Genomic DNA, 23,837 nt, shown 5'->3' on the forward strand with positions numbered 1-23,837 from the left:
TGCTTAGTTTTTACTTATACCTGGATAAACTGACTTTGCATATTTCGTTTTTAGGATGAAAGCAATAAAGATTGAAATCACGGCTAGCACGGTATAAACGATAAATCCTTTTGCATAACCAGCTTGACCATAGAAATCAACAAAGATTCCAAGAATAGGAGGTACAGCAAAGCCTCCAAATGCACCTAATCCGCCAACCCAACCACTTGCACCACCAGGTGCACTTGGTACATATTTAGGAACAAGTTTAAATACGGCAGCATTGGCGACGCCCATTCCTGCCCCCATAATGATTTCACCTAGTAAGGAGATACCAAAGCTTTTTGCAAAAGCAAGAACCACCGATCCGACTAAAACAATCATAAAACTAACCATGGCCGTTCTTTCGCCACCAAATTTGTCACTAATATGACCACCATAAACCCTAATAAAGGAAGCAAGAATTGAAAAACCTAAAGCCATTAATAGTCCCGCTTGGCGTACCTCAAGTCCATGATATTGAATCCAATAGGTAGGGAACCAAGTGGTTAAAGCTAGGAAACCACCAAAGGATGTAAAGTATAAAGCGACTAGTCCCCATGTTCCAGGAACTTTTGCAGAAATCTTTAATGCTTGTACAACAGTGCCAGATGGAAATAATTCTTGGCCAAGCTCTTTGGATACTTGCTTTGCTTCCTCTTTTTCTACTCCTTTTTTGATCAACTGGAAGTAATAAGCATCTTGAGCAAATGCAGTGTAAATCGATGTTCCGATCACTAAGAAAAGAAACCATGTTGCATATGAACCTGTTAAGCCAAGTCCAACTAAAGCAAAGGGAAGTAAGATCCCAAAAATCCCAGGAGCTGTATTTCCTAAACCACCATATGCTCCAAGTGCAAAACCTTGTTTATTCTGAGGAAACCAATAGGAGGTTTGTGGTACCCCGACAGAGAAGGTGGCAATTCCACTACCACTTAATAGACCAAAGAAAAAGATAAGTGGGTACATTTTAAGCGTTAGTTGGTCTGGATAGTAAAGATAAAGAATACTAGTAAGTCCAGCCATGCCAATAATTGATAAAGCAAATAGAGTTAGAAAAGGCTTTTTTCCTCCTACTTTATCTACCCATGCCCCAAAAGGGATTCTTAAAAGAGAACCTGTGAGGTTTGGTGCAGCCACTAAAAACCCTAACATCAGAGCAGGCATATTCATCACTTTATTAATATTAGTTGCCACAGGTCCATACAGAGAAACAGCAGCAAAACCAATAAAGAAGCCAAAAGTTGCCATCGTTAATCCTGTTTTTGGGTTTCCTTTTAGATTGTACTTTTTCATTAAACTCTCTTTGTTCATCTTTATATCCATTCCTTTCGCTTCGCTCAAGGCACAAAACGTAATGAAATAGTTGTGCTTTGGGCGAAATTTTTATTATTCTAAACTCATAGGAATACCAGTAAACTACAAATCACGTGGAGGTGAGTGGGTTGCTCCAATTATGGAGTGACCGCATTTTTATATGTGTAGATTGCCTTTCCAAGCACAAATAAGTGTGACTTCGAGCACGCAGACTTATCTTTGTATAAACACTACTCGTTTATTGCTGGGCAATCAGTCAATGCTGGCTATCCCTATACACCTCAGAAAAGAGTTTTTCCTATTACAAACGCCATCGCTTTTCGACTTTCACCAAAGGATTGAAAGAGTTGTCACAATGGCTTTGTGAAAATGACTGCAAGGATGTCTGTATGGAATCTACCGGGAAATACTGGATTCCCGTGTTTAATGTACTTGAAGATTCCTGTAATATCACTCTGGCACATCCTAAATACGTCAAGGCGATACGCGGCAAAAAGACGGACAAAAAGGATGCCCAATGGATTGCCGATTTATTTAAGCATGACCTTGTAGCTGGAAGCTTTATGCCTCCACTTGCGATCATCGATCGATGGCTTGTTTGCTATGCCTTTTTTTATAGAATACTACTTCAAGTAATCATTTCAGACTTCCTCTCCCAAATTTTCTTTTTTCTATTTAATTCCACTATCATTCTACTTTTTCAGTAATGAAAACGTAATCAGGGAACTCCCCTATCTTTGGCTAGTGAATTTCCCTATTAGAAAAGGTTTGTATATTCTAAAGCGCTCCATTGTCTGTGCATTTCTTTTGTATTAAAAATTTTAAAAAAACTGCTGACATCATTGTCAACAGCCTATTATTATTGAATTATAATTTAACTTTTTACAAATAACCTGAGATTGATCACAAAATTCACGAAGGTGAATATCCCTAACAATAGGAAGCCAAGCATATATTGTCCTGTGATGTCCTTAACGATTCCCATTAAAATTGGTGGAAAAAAACACCTATTCCACCAGCAGCACCAACGATTCCGGTAACTGCCCCTGTTACTTTTGGAAACAATTCTGGCACTAATTTAAACACAGCACCGTTGCCAAATTCGGCAAAAAAGGCTATCCCCAAAGCAACTAATGCCAATGGTTGGAATGATTAAAAATATCATTAACCATGTATAAAGTTTCTTTCCTCGATAACGGTCAGTCCATATTCCTAGGGGAATTCTCATCACAGAACCCAATAAAACAGGAATGGCAACAAGAATACTTTTTTGTGTCGTTGACAATTGATATAGTTTTTGGATCTGTGAAGCCATAGGGGAAAGTGAGGCCCATACAGCAAAAGCGATAATCATCGCAATCATCTACATGATTAATGCAGAATTGGCACCATACAAATACACCTCTTTTTTAAGGTTTATTTTTTTGTCAGCCGAAAGGTACGGAGAAAGTTAAGACTACGGTAACTAATATAGTTGCGTTTTAGATATTCCAACGGTAAACTCCATAGATGGACAAGTCGTGTAAAGGGCCATAAAGCAAAGAGTAGAAATGCTAACAGAATATGAATTTGAAAACTTAGAGGTACGTCCCTCATCAATGTTGGATCAGGTGAAAAGGTGAATAGACTACGAAACCAAGGACCAACTGTACTTCTATAGTCAAATTCACCTGCCAAAAAGTTTCGAATGACGGTCACATAAACCCCTTGAAATACGACCAATAACAAGACAAACTCAGTGAACCAATCCATTCTTTGCGTAAATAAGCGAATTCGAGAAACGGTTAAGCGACGAATGACTAAAATCACCAAACCAATCAAGGCTATCACTCCAACTACTCCACCTATCGCAACAGCACCTAAATGGTATAGCTCATCTGGAACCCTTAGTGCTTCATAGACTGATTTTGGAACTAAAATCCCAGCCACATGTCCAAAAAAGGCAAAGATAATCCCATAATGAAACAGAGGGCTTCCCCATTTTAACAAGCGTTTTTCCATAATCTCACTTGATCTGGCAGACCAACCAATCTGATCTCGGTTATATTTGTAGATGTGGCCTAAAATAAAAATGGTTATGGTGACATAGGGGTAAATCACCCACAAAAATTGATTAAGGATTGTCATAACACACCTCCAGTAAGTTCAGGTTGCATTAGAGATTGAATGTGATCTAAGCTGGCTCCAACCACAAATTGATAGGGGCTTTGCAGATTGGCCAACTCCTTATACAGCTTTTCAATATTCTCTTTTTGCGAATAGAGAATATTCGGCCAATATCGATAAGGAGCGATCGCCAAAAATTCGAGTATAACGGGTAAATAATCAGGCAACTCGCTACTTTCAAGGTAAAATCCAGCTTTCCGATATTCATCCTTTAATTGCAGAAGAGCAGGTCCTCTTTCCTTTTGATCTTTATGCTGAAAATATGTCAGATAAAGGGCTGTCTTCTCATTAAAATCAAAGGTTTGAACATAGCGTTCACAAAGATCTTCTAAGTGATGATGATCGAGATAATTTTTAAATTCCTTTAAGGATTCTTTTTCTTTCCCGTTATTTAAAAATTGGATGATTTTATTTAAGTCTTTGCTTCTTACCCATGACTCTTCAGGATATTGCAAGAAAAGTGAACATAGTTTAAATAAAAGTTGGGTGTTTTCCATTATTCCCTCACCTCTAGATGGAGTTGATGGTTATCCATTTCGTCACGATACTCAGTACTACATGTTTGACAGCCTTCCAAGAAGGAAATACCTGCTATACCTTGCTCTTCTTGTAAATCACCGGTATTTTCCCGATGAGCTGTTGGAATCACAAATCGATCACTATATTTGGCAATCGCTAGTAAACGATACATCTCTTGCATCTTTCGGTCTGTAAAATCAAAGGGTTGAAGCAAGCTTGAATCTGGTTGTTTACCAATATTTAATGCACGCATATATTGGCGCATGGCAACCATTTTCTTCAGGACATTGCGAATGATTTCAGTATCCCCAGCAGTTAAGAGATTGGCCAAGTACTCAATCGGAATTCGTAATTGCTCAATCGCTGGGAATAAGACACTTGCATCTTCTTCCCCTCCTTTTCCTTGAAAGGCATTCATAATTGGACTAAGTGGTGGTACATACCATACCATAGGTAAAGTTCTAAACTCAGGATGCAATGGTAAGGCAACACCGTATTCCACAGCCAACTTATAGATGGGTGAGCGCTTTGCTGCTTCAAGCCAACCTTCTGGAATGCCATCATGTCGTGCTTGCTCAATCACGTTAGGATCATTAGGATCTAAGAACATGCTTAACTGGGCTTGATATAATTCTTTTTCATCCTTTGTGGAGGCGACTTCCTTGATTCGCTCAGAATCGTACAAAACAATCCCGATGTAGCGAAGGCGACCAACACAAGTCTCAGAACAAACGGTTGGTAAACCAGCTTCAATCCTTGGGTAACAGAAGGTACACTTTTCCGCTTTTTGTGTATTCCAATTATAATACGTTTTCTTGTAAGGGCAGCCTGTCATACAAAAACGCCAACTCCGGCATGCTTCTTGATCAACCAAGACAATACCGTCTTCTTCCCTTTTATAAATCGCACCTGATGGGCACGAGGCCAAACAAGAAGGATTGATACAATGTTCGCAAATTCTTGGAAGGTAGATCATAAAGGTTTGTTCGAATTCGAAGCGGATTTTCTCTTCAATTCCTTTGAAATTATAATCTCGTTTTCCTGTCACATGAACGCCTGCTAAGTCATCCTCCCAGTTTGGCCCCCATTTAAGCTCCAGATATTCTCCTGTTAACAAGGATTTAGGCCTTGCTACAGGTTGATGTTTTTGTAAAGGGCTTTTGGTTAATTCTTCATAATCATAGGTCCAAGGTTCATAGTAATCATCAATCGGTGTAAGATGAGGATTGTAAAAGATTTGCGATAACTTTGTACTTCTTCCACCTGCTTTTAATTCCAAACGATCATTAAGAAGGGTCCAACCTCCTTTATGTTTTTCTTGATTTTCCCATTCTTTTGGATAGCCGATCCCAGGTTTTGTTTCTACGTTGTTCCACCACATGTATTCGGCACCTTTACGATTCGTCCACACATTGTTACAAGTAACGCTACAGGTATGGCATCCTATACACTTATCCAAATTCATCACCATGCCAAATTGGGCCTTAATAGTCAAGCCAGTACACCTCCTCCAATTTGCGTATGATCACTTTATCATCACGTTGTGTTCCTACCGTTCCGTAATAATTAAAACCATAACTAAGCTGTGCATAGCCACCGATCATATGAGTGGGTTTTAAATGAAGGCTCGTTAAACTGTTATGTGATCCACTTCGTTCCCCTGTCGTCGGTGAGCCAGGAATATTAATCGTACGATCTTGAGCATGGTACATATATGCGGTACCTTTTGGCATCCGATGACTTACGACAGCACGCGCAGTAACCACTCCGTTGCGGTTATATAATTCGATCCAATCGTTATCTTGAATCCCTGCTTCTTCCGCATCCTTAGTACTGATCCAGACATGGGGTCCACCACGGAATAAAGTGAGCATAGGCAATGTATCATAAAAAGTCGTATGATAGGACCATTTATGGTGTGGTGTTAGATAACGCAAGGTGATTTCCTTATCATTCGTATTTGGCCTTCGATCATTTGGATAAAAAGGTTTCATTGACAGAGTTGGTTTATAAAGCGGTAAATTCTCGCCAAATTCCATGATCAATTCATGATCTAAGTAAAAATGTTGACGACCCGTTAATGTCCTCCATGGGACTAACCGTTCTACATTAACAGTAAAGGGAGAATATCTTCTTTCCCCACTCATATGCCCACTAAATATAGCTGATGAGATCACCTTTCTTGGTTGGGTAGAGATATCAAAAAATGAAAAATGCTCTTCAGCTCGTTCTTTAGCAATATCGTTTAATTCTACTCCCGTTTTCTTTTCAAGTGCTTCCCAAGATTTCATTGCCATTGAACCATTGGTAGTACTCGATAAGGCTAATATGGCCTCTGCAGCATCCCTCGCACTGTAAAGGGAAGGATATTCCGTAAATCCTTCTTGGTCCCTTGTGCCTAGTAGATTCTGGAGTTTGGTATATTCTTCTGCTCCCTTCCAGGCAATTCCATGCGCTCCAATCGATTCTTTTACAAGCGGACCAAGGCTAATCATCTTTTCATAAACTTGGGTATAATCGCGGTCTACAACGTGAATCCTAGGAAGATTTTTCCCTGGAATGGGATCATGTTCTCCATTCTTCCAATCAGGCACTTGACCAAATGGCTGAGCGATCTCATCAGGCGAATCATGAAGTAAGGGAGTTGTAACAATATCTTTATGTACCCCTGGTAAATAGGTTTTGGCAAGCTCAGAAAAAACTTGGGCAATTCCTTTAAAAATATCCCAATCCGGCCTTGCTTCAAAAGGAGGATCAATGGCTGGATTAAAGGGATGAACAAAGGGATGCATATCTGTACTACTTAAGTCAAACTTCTCATACCAAGTCGCTGCTGGAAGAATGATATCTGAATAAAGCGGAGTTCCAGCCATGCGAAAATCTAAACTGACGATCAAATCCGCTTTCCCTTTGGGAGCCTCTTCCCTCCACTTGATCTCTGATGGTTTTAAGGTCTGGTTTTCTTCACCTAAAACCCCGTTATGGGTTCCAAGTAAGTGTTTAAGGAAGAATTCATGTCCTTTACCTGAACTTTGCAATAGATTTTCCCGCCATAGCAAAAACACCTTCGGGAAATTTTTAGGATCATCTGGATCTTCTATTGCAAAACGTAGCTTCCCTTGCTTTAATTGATCAGCCACATATTGAACGATTTGATCCTTTTCCTTAGCTCCTGATTGCTTTGCCTCTTCCACTAATTTCAATGGATTTTGATCAAATTGAGGATAAGAAGGTAACCAACCAAGACGAGCCGCTAATACATTATAATCTGCTGTATGACGATAACGAGTTTGGGCAACCAATGGTGAAGTGAGTTCATCCAACATTAATTCATCATATCGCCATTGGTCGGATACGAAATACCAATAAGAGGTTCCATTTTGCAATCTAGGTGGCCCACCCCAATCTCTTGCCATCGCAATTTGCTGAAACCCTTCAAAAGGACGAATCTTTTCTTGACCCACATAATGGGCCCATCCTCCACCATTTTTACCTTGGGAACCTGTAAGCATGACTAAATTTAAAATCGTCCGGTAGATCATATCTGAATGGTACCAGTGATTGATTCCTGCACCCATAATGATCATCGAGCGCCCCTTGGTATCGATTGCATTTTGGGCAAATTCACGGGCAATTTGAATCACTAGATTCCGATCTACACCTGTAATCGCTTCTTGCCATGCTGGTGTATAGGGTTCTGCATCGTTATAATCTTTTGGATAATCTCCCGGCAATCCACGATCCACACCTGTATTTGCTAACATGAGATCGAAGACAGTTGTCGTATAGATGATTTCCCCTTGATATTCTAATTTTTTTACAGGAACAGAACGATGAAGAATTTCCTTCTTTCCTTCATCAAAATAAGGGAAAGCGACCATCACAACCTCATCTTGATGACCTAGAAGTGTTAACGGTGGATCCACATTTGTAATTCCCTTTTCACTATCTTCCATTTTTAAATTCCAATTCACTTTACCATCCCAACGATGGCCGATTGAGCCATTGGGAACGACAAATTGGTTTGAGTTTTTATCAAATACAACCGTTTTCCATTCAGCTTTATCCAAAGGTAGTCCTAAGTCACTAGCAACAAGGAAGCGGTCAGCTACAAAATTTTCTCCACGTTTTTTCAGTTTGATTAAGAACGGAAGATCCGTAAACTTTTTCACATAATCGGTAAAATACTCTGTTTGTTTGTTTACATAAAATTCCTTCAAGATGACATGGGTCATGGCCATCCCTAATGCAGCATCGGTTCCAGGGTTAACCGCCAGCCAATGATCCGCAAACTTAATGTATTCTGCGTAATCAGGGCTAACGCCAACCACTTTCGTTCCCCGATAACGTGCTTCTACCATAAAATGAGCATCAGGAGTACGAGTCTGTGGGATATTAGAACCCCATATCAGAATGTACCCTGAGTTATACCAATCGCTACTTTCTGGCACATCGGTTTGCTCCCCCCAGATTTGCGGCGAAGAAGGTGGTAAGTCTGCATACCAGTCATAAAAACTAAGTATCGGGGCACCGACAAGATTAAGAAATCTAGCTCCTGCAGAATAGCTAACGATCGACATGGCAGGAATCGGAGAAAAACCGACAATGCGATCTGGGCCATATTCTTGAATCGTATGTATCATCGAGGATGCGACCATCTTGTTTACTTCATCCCAAGAAGCGCGAACAAATCCACCTTTACCGCGTGCCTCTTTATATGCTTTTGTTTTTTCTGGATCACTTAAAATACTTTTCCATGCTTCAATCGGATTTTGCCCATGTTGCTTCATAGCTTCTCGCCAGAATTTTAGAAGTGTGCTTCGAACGTAAGGGTATTTCACACGTACAGGACTATAGGTGTACCATGAGAAGGTTGCCCCTCTTGGACATCCTCTTGGCTCGAATTCTGGCATATCTGGACCTGGTGAAGGATAATCAATCGCCTGATTTTCCCAAGTAATGATTCCATCCTTCACAAAAACTCGCCAACTGCATGAACCTGTACAGTTCACCCCATGGGTAGTGCGGATAAACTTATCATGTTGCCAACGACGACGATAGATTTTCTCATTATCCCGATCATAGGGTGTTACTTCACTCCATCCATCCTTCGATCGGATCTTTTCTTGTTGAAAAAACGTCCATTTCTTTAATAAAGGCGGTATCTTTTTCTTTGTCATGCTTCATTCTCCTTTGTTGGGAAAAAATACACATTTTGTGTTAGTATTTATTGACAGAAAGAAAAATATGTAGTTTTTTTCGCAAACTAGAAAAAAAAAGACAAAAAAAACACCCCTACACAAATTCGTAGGAGGTGTAAATTCCCATTGTATTCTTTTGTTATCTATTTAATCTTATATACTCGTTTTATTTTTTATACTCATCTTGCCATTCCTTGCTAGATTGTTCTTTACTGACGATCCAAAAAGTCTTGACAGGTTTGAATATTTTCAATATGTTTCTTTTTCATCTGAGTTAAAAATGAACGGGTTTCCTCATGTAATTCCATTTGAAATAAATCATCAATTTTACGAACAACCCAGGATTGTCCTTTGTTTAATAAAGATAATCGGTTGCTTAAACCTTCTTGAGCTTTCACCTTATCCGCAAAATCCCCTGTATTTTTACTAGGTACACCGCCTTCTCTTTTCACACTTTCAATCAAACCATTGGTTGACCAAGATTCATCGCTTTTAATCAGATCAAGTGGTAATTCCACATCAGGATATGCTTTTTGAAAAAAATCCAGTGTAACGACTCCAGCTTTTTCAGCTTCAAGCAATTGATTTAACAATTCGATTTTTTTATTTTCCAATCTGATCTCTCTCCTTTATGCGGTAATCCATCGTGCCCCATCTCCATTTATGACAAGGCGATGCACTGTAGGATATGTTTCCATCAGGAAATTCTAAAACTGAATATACTACATAATATATTTGTAAAAATTTTCTCCCACAAATATTTGACTCAAACTAATCATGATAAGGAGTTGTAAGTAGAATCACACTATTGTACAATAAATATGATAAATACAGTTGTAATAGCAATAACCAAAAAGGATTGATGGAAAGATGCCATCTATAAAAGAAATGTTACAACAAGTTGAATTATTAAAAGGTTTAGATGAGGAAGACTTAGATCGAATTGAAAAAATCACTGTTAGAAGTATGATTGGAGTTACAAGGGAAACGATTAGTCGTACCTTTGCCCAATTAAAAAAAGAAGATTTAATTGAAACCGATGATAAGAATCACCTTTACATCAATCCAAATGATCTAAAAGATAAAATCTAAAATTAAGGGACCAACCATATCATCCCTTTTTTCTGCCTTTTTTCATTTTTTCTTTAGCAAGACATTGGTCTAATCGTTTTACTGAACCGTTAGTGTTCCTTTCATTCCACCATGTTGATCCAGATCCCCACATACAACAGAACAGTAAAAGGTGTAACTACCAGCCTCTTTGACATCGACTATTTTTTCAACCGTTTTCCCTGGTGCCAATGATTCGTTAATCCCTAACTCATCAATCGCAAATCCATGCATTCTTTTTGCTTTGTTTTCAATGACAAATTTAACTTTACCTGGTTTAACATTGATCGTATCAGGGATAAACTTCCAATCCTCAGCCACAATGTGAACCGTTTGAATCTGATCATCTGAGGTTTGGGCTTGATTCGATGATTGTCCACAACCAGCTAGGATTCCAAGAAAAAGCAAACTGCTTACTAAGACAAGTATGATTTTTTTCATATCCTTCACCTTTTTCATTCTTAAATTTATCAATTAGAAAGTGTAACTTTCTTCCTTTAATCACTTAGAATTTGTATATTCCATAAGCAAAGATATAGGACGACTAGCAGCTTCAGCTGTGTAGCGTCACTTGTACACTTTGTGTGCTTTTAGGAGTGTAGAAATACACGGACAACGGAGCGCGTTGGAATATACAAACCCATTTATTCTTACGGTGCTAATGGTTGATCTTTGGTATCTTTTGTAATTTTTAATATTCCGGTTGCACCTTTTGTTGCATCTTTGAAGGAGTGAGTAACAATCGGATAAGCTCCTTCTTCAGGTACTCTTAATTCAACGACATAACTTCCTCCAGGTGGAATGGTAACGGTTTGTACACCTTTATCTACATTCTCTGGATAACCGTTTAAATAGACTTTTTCAAAAATAGTTCCTACAATATGAAAGGCACTAAAATTGTTTGGCCCTGCGTTCACAACATAAAAACGGATTAATTCTCCCGGTTTAGCCTCTAGAGGCTGATCTTTATATTTAAAGGCTTTTCCATTAAATGCAACCACTTGTGGTTCGCCATTCATCATATCTTCTAGATCGTTCGCATCTTTATAGAATTCACTTTGAACCAAAACGAATTCCCTTGCTTTTTCAAAGGTTTGTTCAGAATCAGCCGGATCGACGATAATGGCTCCGTACATCCCATTTGCGATATGAGCAAGCACAGGGGGTGTTCCACAATGATACATAAAGGCACCAGGAACTTTAGCCTCCCATTCATACGTAAAAGATTCACCAGGCGCAACATCCACATAGTTTTTGTCTGGAGCGATCTCTGATGCATGGAAATCCATTGAATGCGGCATATTTGGATCTTTATTCACTAAGGTAAAACGAACCTTATCGCCCTGTTTTACACGCAATACAGGTCCTGGAACGGTACCATCAAATGTCCAACCTTGATAATATTTATCTTTTGCAATTTCAATCTTATTTTGTGTTATATAGAAAGTAATATCGACCGCGTTTCCATTTCGCTTAATTTCGGCAGGATATTTCGGTTGACCAATAAATTGCTCTGATTTTTGGTCTTGATTTTGCCCTTGGCTTTGGTTCTGTGCATGATTTATAGAAAGTTGTCCAGTGCTACATCCAGCTAAGCCAATGACTACAGCGATTGCTCCTATAAAAAAGGCCATCTTCATATTAGCTCTCATTTTGTGTCCCCCTTCACCTTTTACACTATGGTAATAGTAACAAATCCTCACAAAAAAATATATGATAAAAATCACATTTTCGTAAATACAAGAATACATTTCGGACTCAACAAAAAAGGCACCATTGCCACAATTATGACATAGGTACCTATATTTTGGTTATCTAGATAGTTGCAAAAAACTTCTTTTTCATCACTTCAATTTCTGTTTCATGCTTAAATTGGCGATTTGCGAGAAGTTCTAAACTGGCCTCGATACTATCTAAACGTTCATTAATACTCTTGATGTCTCTCTTGATTTCTGAAATCTCACCTTTAACCCCAGAAATTTCTGCTCTCATTTCTTGTTGAAATTCGCCTAACTGTTTTTGAATGGCATATATCCCTTCAAAAAGCTTGTCCATATCCAATTTCAACACCGCCTCTTAATCATAAATATATTTAATCTATTATATCATAAATCTGAATCATAAAGTGATCATTTCACTCATCCAAATCAAGTAAACCCTTTTTAATCGCAAATTTCACTAATTGTGGGCGAGTGGTGAGCTGTAGTTTTTCCATAATCTTTGCTTTATGGTTCTCCACCGTCTTCACACTAATAACAAGCTTATCAGCAATTTCTTTATTAGAATAGCCTAAGGCAACAAAGGACAAGACTTCTTTCTCACGAGAAGATAGTAAATCTAATGAATCTTGTTCTTCCTTTTCTGCAAAATTTAGATAGCCTTCAATTAACCGTTTTGTAGCAGTGGGATAGAGATAAGCTTCTCCCTTACGAACCGTTCGAATGGCGTGTAACAATTCTTGACTTGGTGCACTTTTTAGAATATAACCTGAAGCGCCAGCTTTTAATCCACGGAAAAGATACTCATCGTCATCATGCATTGTTAGAATTAAGACTGATAAATGAGGCATCGCTTTTTTTAATTCTGCAGTAGCGGAAAAGCCATCTTTTCCATGTGGCATACTGAGATCCATTAACACGACATCTGGTTTTAGTTCCAATGCCTTGTTAATCCCCTCATTTCCATCAGCTGCTTCCCCTACAACCTCCATATCGGTTTGGGCATTCATTAACATCATTAATCCAGATCGAACCACTGCATGATCATCCACTAATAAGATTTTGATCTTATCCAATCTTCTCCTCCCCCTTTTGTAAAGGAATATGGACCTCAATTTCTGTCCCTTTCCCTAGTTGAGAAGTAATATGGAAGGTCCCCCCCAACATGGAAGCTCGTTCTTCCATTCCGTATAAACCTACCCCTTTATCATGACGCCCGATATCCTCCATTGAAAATCCTTTTCCATAATCTTTAACCTTCAAAACCACTTCATTTTCTTTTTTGCACATCGTTAAATCAACTCGATCACTATCTGCATATTTGGCTACATTGGTTAATGCTTCTTGACTAATTCGATACAATGCAGTTTCAATGCTGGAAGCTAATCGTTCCTTGTCCCCTGAATATTCAAAATTAATTTGAATTCCGAATGTATCACCAAACGTCTTTATATATGATTTAAGTGCAGCAATTAACCCTAAGTCATCTAAGGCAGAAGGCCTTAATTCAACAGCCATATGTCTAATTTCTTCTAGAGTTCGCTTTGTCGTCACCCTTAATTGTTCCAAATGCTGTCTTGCTTCTTCACTTTTTAAAATCGGTTGCATATATTCTAATCCTAATAATACACTAAAAATCGACTGTCCAATCCCATCATGTAATTCTCGCGACAAGCGTTTTCTCTCCTCTTCTTGCGCACGAATCATGGAAGCAGCAAGCATATTATGGATCCGATTCTGTTCCTTTTTGCGATAATCGCTCAAATTTCGAATAGACAAGATGGTTAAAGGCTTTTGGTCTGCTCCCAAAAAGTTTGAAGTACTAATTGAAACAGGAATTTTAGAATCATTTTTATGATTTAATTGCAATTCATAGTAGGATAGCTTGTGGTGGTTTAAAAAACATTTATCATATTCACAAATTTTTAATTTACCATTCGTGTCTTGACAGATATTGCAGAAAATATCTGGTACGATTTCGCCTCCAAGCAACTCCTTAGCAGTATCATTCATTTCAACTATATTCTTCTGTTCATCTAAAACCATAATTCCATCTGAAACATGTTGAAACACAGTAAGTAATCTTTCCCGATCAGCTCTTATCGCTTTGTCTTTACGATAAATGGTATAAAAAAAAATAGTAGATAAAAAAATGGTGCCCAAAAATAAGATGAGTTCGTTCATTAAATGACTACCTTTCTTTCATGTCCAACAATTTTTGTGATAAGTAAAAAAAATTCGCAAATGAAATTGAAACAATATAATTATATTGATAAACTTAATTATGATTATAACAAAAATATAACATTTTAAGGAGAAAAAAAGGCTATGAAATTAATTCTACCTAAAGAGCATGGCGCATGGGCAATGTGGATTGCACCCTATATCATTGGCTTTCTTGTTACCGATTTTCACTGGTTCCATATCCTTCTCTTTATTAGTATCTTTTTTGCATATATATCAATTTCTCCTTTTTTGCAAGGGATTAAAAGGCCTTCGGATCGGAAAGAGTGGTGGAAGTTATCCTTTACCTATCTAGCCATTTCATTCCTTCTTAGCATCCCTTTTCTTATTTGGTTTCCTAAGTTACTTTCTATTATTTTAATGATCATTCCCTTCTTTTTGATCAATCTATATTTTGCTAAGCAGAAAAAAGAAAGGGCATTATTCAATGACTTCAGCGCAATGGTATCGCTTACGTCAACATTGCTTGCGTCTTACTATATCGGTAGTCATCAACTAGATGAGAGAGCCTACTATTTATGGTTGTTAAATTTACTCTTTTTCTTTGGAACCGCGCTATTTGTCAAAACTTTATATCGTGAGAAAGAAAACAAACGTTTTAAATGGGTCACTAATCTCTATATGATATTCCTCCCTTTATTGGGTTTCTTATTTTCTGAGTTCTATTTGATATTGGCTTACTTATTTTCTATGGTAAAGACACTATCAACACGTGCTGGAGCCCCTTTAACGCCTAAAAGGGTCGGTATCCTTGAAATTATCAATACGATTTGGTTTATCATTTTTGTCGTCTTAAGTGTAAAATGAAATAAAACCTGAAACGAGGAGTGACTTTTTTGACAACTACTAAAGAAGAAATTCGCAAACTTTTTTTAGAAAAACGAAGAAAGCTAGATCCACATGAGGTTACCATACACTCTAGAAAAATACTTGAACATTTATTTGAATCTCCTATCTTTTATCAAGCCAAACATATTATGACTTATATGAGTTATCAAAACGAAGTTCAAACAGATGACCTTGTTTCTAAAGCCATCAACTTACAAAAGGTCGTATCGGTGCCAGTATGCAATCCAAAAGATACAACGCTTTTCCCCAGTCAAATAACAGGTTTAAGTATGATTGAAAAAGGATATTTTGGTCTACGTGAGCCAAAAAAAGAAATGATTCGTCCTGTTGATCCGAAGAAAATCGACCTAGTCATCGTGCCTGGTGTTGCTTTTGACCCTAAAGGAAACCGTATTGGTCACGGAAAAGGCTATTACGATCGTTTTCTAGAGACCTTAAACCCTTTAGTCCCTAAAATTGGTCTAGCCTTTCAATCGCAAATCGTTAGAGAACATTGGCATGTAAGCCAGTGGGATATTCCAATGGATGGAATCATGACGGAAGAAGGATGGGTTTACAAAAACTTTTAAAGGAGTTTTTCTGATGGAACACCCACATGCATCAAAAAAAATCATCAACTTAATTCCCTTATTCGCAGATTTGTCAGAGCAAAATAAAGAATTATTAAAAAATGCCCTTGTTGAGCGAACTGTAAGAAAAGGAACGGTTTTATTCGTGGAACACGATCCAGCAGATGCCATTTATTTCCTTCGCAAAGGAAAGGTTCGCTTAACCAAGTCAACACCTGATGGAAAAGAACTCATCTTACATATACGAAAACCTGGTGATCTCTTTGCAGAGGTTGCCTTATTTAGAAAAACGATCTATCCTGCCACCGCTGAAATGATTGAAGACGGTGAGGTTGTCATCATTAGAAATCAAGATCTTGAACAGATTATTATGCGTTATCCTGAGATTGGAATTTCTATTATTCAGATCATGGGAGAACGTCTCCATCAAGCTCAATCCAAATTACGTGATGTTACATTATATGGAAAGTTAGGGGCTTTATCTGCTTCATTAGTTCGTCTTGCAGAAGAATATGGTGTGAAGACCGAAGAAGGGATTGCTATTCAATTAACTCTTACCCACCAAGAATTAGCTAATTTTATTGGAGCGGCAAGGGAGAATGTAAATCGGATGATGTCAACTTTAGAGAAAAATGGGATCCTAACCATGAAACGAGGGGAAATTGTAATTAAAGATCTGGAAGAATTAAAGAATTATATTAATTGAAAAAATGTATTTTGTACATAGCGTCCGTTGTTCGCCTCTTTCTTTGGTGTACAAAATACATTTTCTACGGAAAAGGATGATTATCCAACAATTCCTTTTTCTTTAAGTGCCTCTAGGGCTTCTTGTTCTTTTTCTTCTTTGATTTGATACTCTAATTTACCGTCGGTTATTTTTGCACAACGTCCTCCAAAAGGTTTTAACATTTCTTTAATCTCTTTTAAATCTGCTGTTGTTTTTAAATCATAAAATACTTTCATCTTTCTCTTCCTTCCTCTCATCATTTTACTAGTTTAAAACATTCCTAATTTTTTCTTTGCTTCATCAGTCATTTTATCAGGTGACCAAGCTGGTTGCCAGACTAAATTTACATCGACGTTATTTACCCCTTCAATAGAACGAATGGCTGATTCTGCTCCAGCAGTAATACTGCCATGTAATGGACAACCTGGTGTTGTTAAGGTCATTACTATATACACATCATTTTTTGATGATACTTGAATATCGTAGACAAGACCAAGCTCAATAATGTTTAAACCTAATTCTGGATCATAAACTGCTTGTAATACATCACGTACTTGTTCAACGGTCACCATTTTAATTCCTCCTACATTTTAAAAATTCGAAGTACCAGATATGAATAGAGAAATCCACCCATCACCATGATACTATTACTGATGATAACTCCTATGGGGAGTTTAACCCCAATCGCTAAAGCATTGCCAATCAATCCAATAAAGAGTAGAAGAAATGCCCATTTTCCTTTTTTCTCATCCACCATGTCTTTTAACATGGGCACATTTTCTTTTCCCACTTTTTCACTATATTTATCTGTCCAACATAAGAAGGGTATGATTTTAAATAGATAGCCTAAAATGCTAAAACCAATCCACCCCATGATGAAAAGGTAAGCAAATGGGAGTAAATAAGCTTCTTTAAATAAGAAAAAGCCAATCGGTGAAACACTAAACAATCCTGCCGCAAAGTAAACAGCATAAATAGCGGCCTGAAAGCCAATATCTAATTTCGACTTCATTTTATGCTTAATAATTAGCTTGATTTGGTAAGCAAAAAGTAAAAATCCAACCAAAAGCAATCCGAAAGCAAAAAGAATTAAACTTGTCCAACCCCCAAAGATTCCTGTAACCGTTAGGATGATTCCTGATTGAATGGCCAAATAAATCCACTTTGCATATTGATCTGAATAACCATGGGCTAAGGAAAACATAGGTGCCATTTTATACGAAAATCCGATAATGACCGAGGTTAACCAACCCACTGTCCCAAAAAGGATATGAGAATAAAAAATTTGTTCATGAACATTTGTAAACCAACCATACTGATAATCTAAGACGAGCAATAGCCCAAATAATACGGTCATAAAAAGATAGAAAACGGCTGTTACAATAATGACCGACATCATATTCCAGCTAGGGATTTTGCCAACACCAAGAAAAATGTTGAGTACAAATAGCAAAACCCCAGTAAAAGCAAGGCTACCGAACAAGGCCATCCAGGCAGTATTAACTGTCCACAGGCCGTAGACTAAGCCGATAACCCCTGTTACATAAGTCCAAAATTGAATTCGACTTAAGCGATTGCTATAGATCGAAACAAATAAAGCAACCGGCACCAACTGATACATGACACCCATTACAACCATGATCAGAAAACCAAGAATAAAGGTATGTGCTAACACCCATATATCATTTGCATGGTAGATCCCTTCAGATAATGTAAATGCCGATTGGTAAAAAAAAATCAAATAAAAAAGAAAACTGAGGATGCCTATGATGAGAAACCGATAGCTTAACTTAATATCTCCCATCGAAGAAGGTAAAGGGTTCATCTTAACCCTCCTTTTTCGTGATGAGGATTTCAAAACCGCTATCTTCTCTCGGCGTTACTTCATAGGTATAGCCCTTTTGGTCTAGTTCCTCAAATAAAAACATCGGCTTGCGATCATTGATAATTTTTAATTGTTCCCCTGATTTTAATTCTTCTAGTGCTTTTAAGGTTCGTTGCATGGGTTCAGGCGGTGTAAGCCCACGATTATCTAATACCAACATCTCTTACATCTCCTTTGTAAAGGTGATTTTCCAATGATCCTCTTCAAGTTGTTCTACCGTATTTGCAAAACCTCTTCCTTTCATTACATTTAATAAAGGGATTGGATTGATCACAGCGTGTAAAATAAATTGATCATCCTGTTGTAATGTGTCAACAGCATCCATAATTACATGAAATGGCTCTTCCTTTGCTTTTTGCATCTCTCTTACATCTAACTCTACTACATTTCCACTACGAATCGCTTCTACTGCCATATTTAATCTCTCCTTTACATAATTCCTATTTCTTCATCAGCTAAGTAGCATTAAGGGTCCGATTCCCATAAGTCACCGTACTGCCTCTGCCCGTCTTCTAATGTTACCATTAGTTTACTTTGGAATTTTTACCGTGTCTGTGATTTTTATCATAGTGATAGTGCAAAGTTTATTTTATAATTTTTCTAGAGATGAAAAAGAGGTGGTCGTAATGTACATACCCGATTATAATCAGGCTCCTTTTATCACGATCTGGGAAGTTACAAGAGCCTGTGCGTTAAAATGTTTGCATTGTCGAGCAGAAGCACAATATCACCGTGACTCTCGGGAGTTAACAACAGAAGAAGGGAAACGATTAATTGATCAAATTGCTGAAATGGAAAGCCCTTTACTCGTTTTCACAGGTGGCGATCCTTTAATGAGAGAAGATATTTTTGAATTTATGGAATATGCGATTCACAAAGGACTACGTGTATCGATGACACCGAGCGCAACCCCTAAAGTAACCAAGGAAGCGATGCGCAGATCAAAAGAAGTAGGCCTTGCAAGATGGGCTTTTAGCCTTGATGGTTCAACTGCTGAAATTCACGACTATTTCCGTGGTACAAAGGGTTCCTATGAATTAACGATGAAGAGTATTCAGTATCTAATGGAACTAGAAATGCCAATCCAAATCAATACCACTGTGAGCCGTTTTAATATCCATGACTTAGAAAACATCGCGCGAAAAATTGAGCAATTTGGTACAGAGTTATGGAGTGTTTTCTTTTTAGTCCCAACTGGCCGAGGACAAATCAAAGATATGGTTTCTCCAGTTCAACATGAAGAAGTATTTCGATGGTTACATCAGTTAAAATCAAAAGTTTCCTTTGATATTAAGACGACAGCAGCTCCACATTATCGCCGATATGTCATGCAACAACAAGCAGAAGAAATTAATTCCCAGATTAAAAAAGTAAGGGACAATATTGGTAGAGCTGCCGGGATCAACGATGGTAAAGGTTTTGTCTTTATTTCCCATATCGGTGATGTTTACCCAAGCGGTTTTTTGCCCGTACTTGCTGGTAATGTAAGAAATATTCCTTTAGCCGATATTTATCGTCATTCTCCGATCTTTACTAGTTTACGTGATCCAAACCAATACAAAGGAAAATGTGGAGTTTGTGAATATCGAGAGGTTTGTGGTGGTTCAAGAGCACGAGCATATGCGGTCACAGGGGATTATTTGGAAAGCGATCCATTCTGTATATACCAACCCAATATACAAAAATAGCAATAAATTTTTTGTAACATATGCCTATTCATTTACATAGACATATATCAGGGTAGTTAGTGAACTATAGGATTCTTTTTTAACTAGAAAACGCACAAAAATGACGACTTTTTCAAAGCGTACTTCGATTACTTTTGTGGGGTTTGAAAAAGCCTGCAAATGCATGCAGGCTTTTTTAGAGGAGGGTTTTGTCAAAAAGAAGCTATCTGAGAATCAACTCAAGAGAGCCACATAACAGTTGAGTTTTGTTATGTATAAGGGGAAAAATCCCCCTCTACTTTAGAAGTAGAAACCACCAACAAACCAGAAGAAGATAATTACTAGAAGGATGAACAATAATAAGGTTCTGAATCCATACCATCCGTATCCGTCAGCCATTTAATTACACCCACCTTATTTATATTAGAGTTTCTGTTGTGGTGTAGAAAAAGGGGGAAAGTTCCCCCCTTCCCTATTACCACCAAGTACCGCCTACAAACCAGAAGAAAATAATCACAAGAAGGATGAACAATAACAATGTTCTATATCCTCCGTATCCATATCCATATCCCCAACCATTGGCCATTAACTATCCCTCCTTTTCATTTTTCTACCATACATTATGAAAAAGGTATCTAACTTGTATAGTTATTTGTACTCTTTACAATAAAAATAGGGGTTTACCTAGTAATAGCCATATCCTCCGTATCCATAACCGCCCCAACCACCGAAAAAGCCCAAGAAGAGCCAGATAAAGAGAAAAATGATGATTATCCACCAAATCCAGGACCATCCTCCAGCAAAAAAGTTCGTATTAGCTGCCATGCTTTCACCCCCTTTCACTAAAAACATCCATATCCGTTATAGCCATACCCTCCATAACCAAACCCTGTAAACTTCCAGAATATCCATAAAAATAGGAAGATTATAATGATCAACCAAATCCAAGACCATCCATAGCCTGCTTGATTTATTTTTGCAGTCAACATCTTCCCCTCCTCTCAAAATTACCTGGATAGAGAGAAAACAATTATCCTTTTTTTTACTTCTAAAAAAGGGGGAAGGATCATCCTTCCCCTTCTCTAGTTACTACCACCAAATACCGCCTACAAACCAGAAGAAAATAATTACAAGAAGGATGAACAATAACAATGTTCTATATCCTCCCCATCTGTATCCATCTGCCATAAAAAATCCCCTCCTTTTAACTTTTCATTGCTTTCTGTCGAGAACTTTTATTTGTCCTCTGTACTATAACCTATGAAAAAACCATGATTCTTGTATAGTTTAATAGCCTATCTTTTTTAAAAATGTGTAAATACCCTATAGAATCCAGATTCCTTTAAAGAAAATCCAGATAAAAATAAAAATGATAATAATCCACCCAATCCAACCAAATCCTATTAAATTAAGATGCGCCATAAAAATTTCCTCCTTTCTTTAGAAAATGTTGAATTGTTAATATCTTTTTATGGCGCTGCGCAAGTTTTTTAGAACAAACCCAACAATAACCAAATAAAAATGAAGATAATGATAATCCAGATGATCCAGCCAAAACCTCCAAAAAAGTTTACTCTAGGCATAAGCATATATCCTCCTCTCTATTCTAGGATTATTCATAGTTTATGTTGATTAATTGTTCTACGCTTGTTTATTCAACCATTTACATAAAAAATCCGCACAAGATTGCCCACCAAAGTAACAACCTCCTTCGAAGCGTATTCCGATTACTTTTTTGGGGTCCCATAATAATGAAAAAAGGTTTGTATATTCCATCGCGCTCCGTCATCCGTACCCTTCTATGAATAAAGATTACGGAGAAAAGGGCACTTCTGAAGGCACACAAAGTGTACAAGTCGTGCTACACAGCTAAAGCTGCTAGTCACGCTATGTCGCAGCTTATGGAATATACAAACCCTTAAATGACATATGGATAACCTATAATAAGAAACTCATAAATAACGTTGCTATTCCAAAATAAATCATCATCCCCACAATATCGTTAATCGTTGTAATAAATGGTCCTGAAGCAACAGCTGGATCAATCTTTAAACGTTGAATTAAAATGGGAATCGTTGCTCCAGATAAAGTTGATACAACCAAAGTGCAGAATAGGGATAAACCAACAACAAGGCCTAACATCGGATTACCCTGCCAAAAATAGGTGATTAAGGTAATCATCAATCCAGCAACTGTACCAGTAATTAATCCAGTCCCTAGCTCTCTTCTTAACATGTGTAATAGATCCTTTTTCTCCCATTCTCCAATAGATAATCCTCTTACCACGACAGCCAAGGCTTGAGTCCCAGCATTCCCTCCTGTACCACCTATTAACGGGATAAAGACTGCTAGAATCGTTACTTGCTGTAATGTTGCCTGAAAGTGACCAATAATCGTTGCGGTTCCCATTCCAATAAAAAGAAGCATAATTAGCCAAGGTAACCGACGTTTGGCTGACTCGAAAGAATTCGTATCAAAAAGATCATGACCATTTATCGCCGAAAACTTCGAGATGTCTTCTGTCGCCTCTTCACTCATGACATCCATTACATCGTCAACCGTAACAATCCCTACTAAACGTTCTTGTTCGTCGATGACAGGCAATGCCAAAAAATCATACTTCTGAACAATATCGGCAACTTTTTCCTGATCTAGTCCGACATAAACAGACACAACATGTTCAGACATGATATCTTTAATGAGTGCACTTGAATCTGCGATGATTAAGTCTCTTAATGAACATACCCCAACTAATCGATGCTCCTCATCAACCACATATAAATAATAGACTGTTTCTGCATCTGGGGCTTCTTTTTTCAGTTGCATAATCACCTGTTGAACAGTATAAAATGCTGGAATGGCCACATATTCAGTTGTCATCAAGCCACCAGCTGTATCCTCTGGATAGTTGAGTAAGCTTTTAATCTCCTTTGCTTCTTCAACATTTAATAATTTAAGGTATTGGTCTTGGTTTTCAACTTCCAATTCACCTAAAAAGTCTGCAGCATCATCCACATACATCTGTGCAAGCATCGCAGAAGCATAGGTCGGTTCAAGACGTCCAAAGATGATCTTCTGTTCCTTAATCGGCAGATGCTGAAAGATATCTGCCATCTCTTCTGGAGATAAAAATTGAAAAAGTCTATTTTGATCTTCTTCATTTAATCCTTGAAAAAACTCGGTTTGCTCATAAACGTGCAGATCAAAAAAATCTTTTCGAAATAGCTCTATTTGACCTAATTCAATGAAGCGGACTAATTCTCGGAAAAATTCTTCTTTGTTTGTTTCATCTAAAATAACCATAAAGCTCCCTCCATTCTGTAGAGGGAGCTTATTTATCCTGTTCATCAAGTTGAAATAAAGCTACCCTCTACATCCATATTTAATTTTATACACCTAGGACTCGGGTCACTTTTCAACTTCGTCACCTCAATAAACCCTTCAAAAAAGAAGAGAGTTTATTTTTTTTCAACACTCCTATCATAACGAACAAGCATTTATCTGTAAAGGTAAGATCGATAAGTCATGGGGGATATGTATAGTTTATGGATCATTTATTTGAGAAAGGTTGGGAAGTTAGAGAATACGAAGATCAATTGGTAGTTGAGATCGGGTAGGAGGCTGGCCATTATTTGACCAGCCGACCTCCCACAGCACCGTACGTACCGTTCGGTATACGGCGCTTCCAAAGTTTACACGTCACTTCGCAGAATAACACTCGCTAAAACTTAGATATCCAGCTCGCTTAAATCGCTCGTTAGATAGGGCTTTTGTCAAGATAGGGCTATGAGCAGTACGCCAATAGCCTTTTCTTGTATTCGCCCACATCCACGCTTGCTCCTCACTC

The 23,837-nt window shown here is 37.8% G+C and carries 26 protein-coding genes and 1 pseudogene; 6 read left to right on the forward strand and 21 right to left on the reverse strand.

All coding sequences use genetic code 11. From position 1 onward, the window contains the following. Nucleotides 1-3: 3 nt before the first annotated feature. Complete coding sequence (locus BEN26_RS05925; RefSeq protein ID WP_068724892.1) at nt 4-1,332, reverse strand: MFS transporter; 1,329 nt, start codon at nt 1,330-1,332, stop codon at nt 4-6. 299 nt (nt 1,333-1,631) lie between these two features. On the opposite strand from BEN26_RS05925, the pseudogene BEN26_RS14340 reads away from it, so the two are divergent. Continuing rightward, nucleotides 1,632-1,916, forward strand: a pseudogene (locus tag BEN26_RS14340) (IS110 family transposase); the annotation flags it as partial. Nucleotides 1,917-2,413: 497 nt separating this feature from the next. Here the strand turns inward: BEN26_RS14340 and BEN26_RS14085 are convergent. The 6 genes from BEN26_RS14085 to BEN26_RS05960 all read right to left on the reverse strand — a co-directional run bounded on the left by BEN26_RS14085 (nt 2,414) and on the right by BEN26_RS05960 (nt 9,835). Beyond that, entirely contained in the window at nt 2,414-2,689 is a 276-nt protein-coding gene (locus BEN26_RS14085; protein WP_069798454.1) for an MFS transporter, read from the reverse strand. A 62-nt stretch (nt 2,690-2,751) separates the two neighbouring features. Next, complete coding sequence (narI, locus tag BEN26_RS05940) at nt 2,752-3,456, reverse strand: respiratory nitrate reductase subunit gamma (protein ID WP_069798562.1); 705 nt, start codon at nt 3,454-3,456, stop codon at nt 2,752-2,754. Nucleotides 3,457-3,458: 2 nt separating this feature from the next. Then, a complete protein-coding gene (narJ, locus tag BEN26_RS05945) occupies nt 3,459-3,998 on the reverse strand; it encodes a nitrate reductase molybdenum cofactor assembly chaperone (RefSeq protein WP_069798452.1) in 540 nt (179 codons plus the stop codon). After that, a complete protein-coding gene (gene narH, locus BEN26_RS05950; protein ID WP_069798450.1) occupies nt 3,998-5,515 on the reverse strand; it encodes a nitrate reductase subunit beta in 1,518 nt (505 codons plus the stop codon). The genes narJ and narH overlap by 1 nt, the downstream gene beginning before the upstream one ends. Further along, entirely contained in the window at nt 5,505-9,200 is a 3,696-nt protein-coding gene (locus BEN26_RS05955) for a nitrate reductase subunit alpha (RefSeq protein ID WP_069798448.1), read from the reverse strand. The genes narH and BEN26_RS05955 overlap by 11 nt, the downstream gene beginning before the upstream one ends. 230 nt (nt 9,201-9,430) lie before the next feature. Continuing rightward, entirely contained in the window at nt 9,431-9,835 is a 405-nt protein-coding gene (locus BEN26_RS05960; protein ID WP_068724904.1) for a DUF6306 domain-containing protein, read from the reverse strand. Nucleotides 9,836-10,091: 256 nt separating this feature from the next. Here BEN26_RS05960 and BEN26_RS05965 point away from each other — a divergent pair, with 256 nt between their 5' ends. Beyond that, entirely contained in the window at nt 10,092-10,313 is a 222-nt protein-coding gene (locus BEN26_RS05965) for a helix-turn-helix domain-containing protein (protein WP_068724906.1), read from the forward strand. A 78-nt stretch (nt 10,314-10,391) separates the two neighbouring features. Here BEN26_RS05965 and BEN26_RS05970 read toward each other — a convergent pair whose 3' ends face one another. The 5 genes from BEN26_RS05970 to BEN26_RS05990 form a co-directional block, all read right to left on the reverse strand. Then, nucleotides 10,392-10,772, reverse strand: a complete 381-nt coding sequence (locus tag BEN26_RS05970; RefSeq protein ID WP_069798446.1) for a cupredoxin domain-containing protein — start codon at nt 10,770-10,772, stop codon at nt 10,392-10,394. Nucleotides 10,773-10,981: 209 nt separating this feature from the next. Beyond that, nucleotides 10,982-11,983 carry a multicopper oxidase domain-containing protein gene (locus BEN26_RS05975; RefSeq protein ID WP_069798444.1) on the reverse strand — a complete coding sequence of 334 codons (1,002 nt, stop codon included), beginning with the start codon at nt 11,981-11,983 and terminating at the stop codon, nt 10,982-10,984. A gap of 163 nt (nt 11,984-12,146) precedes the next feature. Continuing rightward, the gene (locus BEN26_RS05980) at nt 12,147-12,398 is read right to left on the reverse strand and encodes a hypothetical protein (protein ID WP_068724911.1); all 252 of its coding nucleotides are present in this window, start codon (nt 12,396-12,398) and stop codon (nt 12,147-12,149) included. A gap of 67 nt (nt 12,399-12,465) precedes the next feature. Then, nucleotides 12,466-13,125 carry a response regulator gene (locus BEN26_RS05985; RefSeq protein WP_304650434.1) on the reverse strand — a complete coding sequence of 220 codons (660 nt, stop codon included), beginning with the start codon at nt 13,123-13,125 and terminating at the stop codon, nt 12,466-12,468. Then, nucleotides 13,118-14,233, reverse strand: a complete 1,116-nt coding sequence (locus BEN26_RS05990) for a histidine kinase (RefSeq protein WP_084818749.1) — start codon at nt 14,231-14,233, stop codon at nt 13,118-13,120. The genes BEN26_RS05985 and BEN26_RS05990 overlap by 8 nt, the downstream gene beginning before the upstream one ends. Nucleotides 14,234-14,377: 144 nt before the next feature. Between BEN26_RS05990 and BEN26_RS05995 the strand changes: the two genes are divergently transcribed. Genes BEN26_RS05995 through BEN26_RS06005 form a run of 3 tightly spaced genes read left to right on the forward strand, consistent with a single transcriptional unit; the run spans nt 14,378 to nt 16,417 of the window. Then, nucleotides 14,378-15,100, forward strand: a complete 723-nt coding sequence (locus BEN26_RS05995; protein WP_069798442.1) for a YwiC-like family protein — start codon at nt 14,378-14,380, stop codon at nt 15,098-15,100. 29 nt (nt 15,101-15,129) lie between these two features. Continuing rightward, entirely contained in the window at nt 15,130-15,711 is a 582-nt protein-coding gene (locus BEN26_RS06000) for a 5-formyltetrahydrofolate cyclo-ligase (protein WP_068724915.1), read from the forward strand. A 13-nt stretch (nt 15,712-15,724) separates the two neighbouring features. Then, on the forward strand, nt 15,725-16,417 hold the full coding sequence (locus tag BEN26_RS06005; protein WP_069798440.1) for a Crp/Fnr family transcriptional regulator: 693 nt from the start codon (nt 15,725-15,727) through the stop codon (nt 16,415-16,417). A gap of 80 nt (nt 16,418-16,497) precedes the next feature. Here the strand turns inward: BEN26_RS06005 and BEN26_RS06010 are convergent, their stop codons facing one another. The 5 genes from BEN26_RS06010 to BEN26_RS14095 are packed head-to-tail and all read right to left on the reverse strand — an operon-like array spanning nt 16,498 to nt 18,738. Then, entirely contained in the window at nt 16,498-16,674 is a 177-nt protein-coding gene (locus BEN26_RS06010) for a hypothetical protein (protein ID WP_181482214.1), read from the reverse strand. A 33-nt stretch (nt 16,675-16,707) separates the two neighbouring features. After that, nucleotides 16,708-17,010, reverse strand: a complete 303-nt coding sequence (locus BEN26_RS06015; protein ID WP_069798438.1) for a metal-sulfur cluster assembly factor — start codon at nt 17,008-17,010, stop codon at nt 16,708-16,710. An 11-nt stretch (nt 17,011-17,021) separates the two neighbouring features. Beyond that, the gene (locus BEN26_RS06020; RefSeq protein ID WP_069798436.1) at nt 17,022-18,263 is read right to left on the reverse strand and encodes a hypothetical protein; all 1,242 of its coding nucleotides are present in this window, start codon (nt 18,261-18,263) and stop codon (nt 17,022-17,024) included. Between the two features lies 1 nt (nt 18,264). Beyond that, entirely contained in the window at nt 18,265-18,480 is a 216-nt protein-coding gene (locus BEN26_RS14090) for a DUF2249 domain-containing protein (RefSeq protein WP_069798556.1), read from the reverse strand. A 6-nt stretch (nt 18,481-18,486) separates the two neighbouring features. Further along, on the reverse strand, nt 18,487-18,738 hold the full coding sequence (locus tag BEN26_RS14095; protein ID WP_069798434.1) for a DUF2249 domain-containing protein: 252 nt from the start codon (nt 18,736-18,738) through the stop codon (nt 18,487-18,489). 211 nt (nt 18,739-18,949) lie between these two features. Here BEN26_RS14095 and BEN26_RS06030 point away from each other — a divergent pair, with 211 nt between their 5' ends. Beyond that, nucleotides 18,950-20,011 (forward strand): TIGR04053 family radical SAM/SPASM domain-containing protein, encoded by a 1,062-nt coding sequence (locus BEN26_RS06030; protein ID WP_399168065.1) that lies wholly within the window; start codon nt 18,950-18,952, stop codon nt 20,009-20,011. Nucleotides 20,012-20,465: 454 nt separating this feature from the next. Here the strand turns inward: BEN26_RS06030 and BEN26_RS06035 are convergent, their stop codons facing one another. The 4 genes from BEN26_RS06035 to mgtE all read right to left on the reverse strand — a co-directional run bounded on the left by BEN26_RS06035 (nt 20,466) and on the right by mgtE (nt 23,293). Next, the gene (locus BEN26_RS06035; protein WP_181482215.1) at nt 20,466-20,576 is read right to left on the reverse strand and encodes a sporulation protein YjcZ; all 111 of its coding nucleotides are present in this window, start codon (nt 20,574-20,576) and stop codon (nt 20,466-20,468) included. A gap of 98 nt (nt 20,577-20,674) precedes the next feature. Continuing rightward, nucleotides 20,675-20,815: a hypothetical protein gene (locus BEN26_RS06040; protein WP_161937302.1), complete on the reverse strand. Its 141-nt coding sequence runs from the start codon at nt 20,813-20,815 to the stop codon at nt 20,675-20,677. A 17-nt stretch (nt 20,816-20,832) separates the two neighbouring features. Beyond that, complete coding sequence (locus tag BEN26_RS06045) at nt 20,833-20,976, reverse strand: hypothetical protein (RefSeq protein ID WP_181482216.1); 144 nt, start codon at nt 20,974-20,976, stop codon at nt 20,833-20,835. A 952-nt stretch (nt 20,977-21,928) separates the two neighbouring features. Beyond that, nucleotides 21,929-23,293, reverse strand: a complete 1,365-nt coding sequence (gene mgtE, locus BEN26_RS06050; protein ID WP_069798432.1) for a magnesium transporter — start codon at nt 23,291-23,293, stop codon at nt 21,929-21,931. Nucleotides 23,294-23,837: the final 544 nt, after the last annotated feature.

It is taken from the genome of Tepidibacillus sp. HK-1 (assembly GCF_001748485.2).
Lineage (GTDB): Bacteria > Bacillota > Bacilli > Tepidibacillales > Tepidibacillaceae > Tepidibacillus_B > Tepidibacillus_B infernus.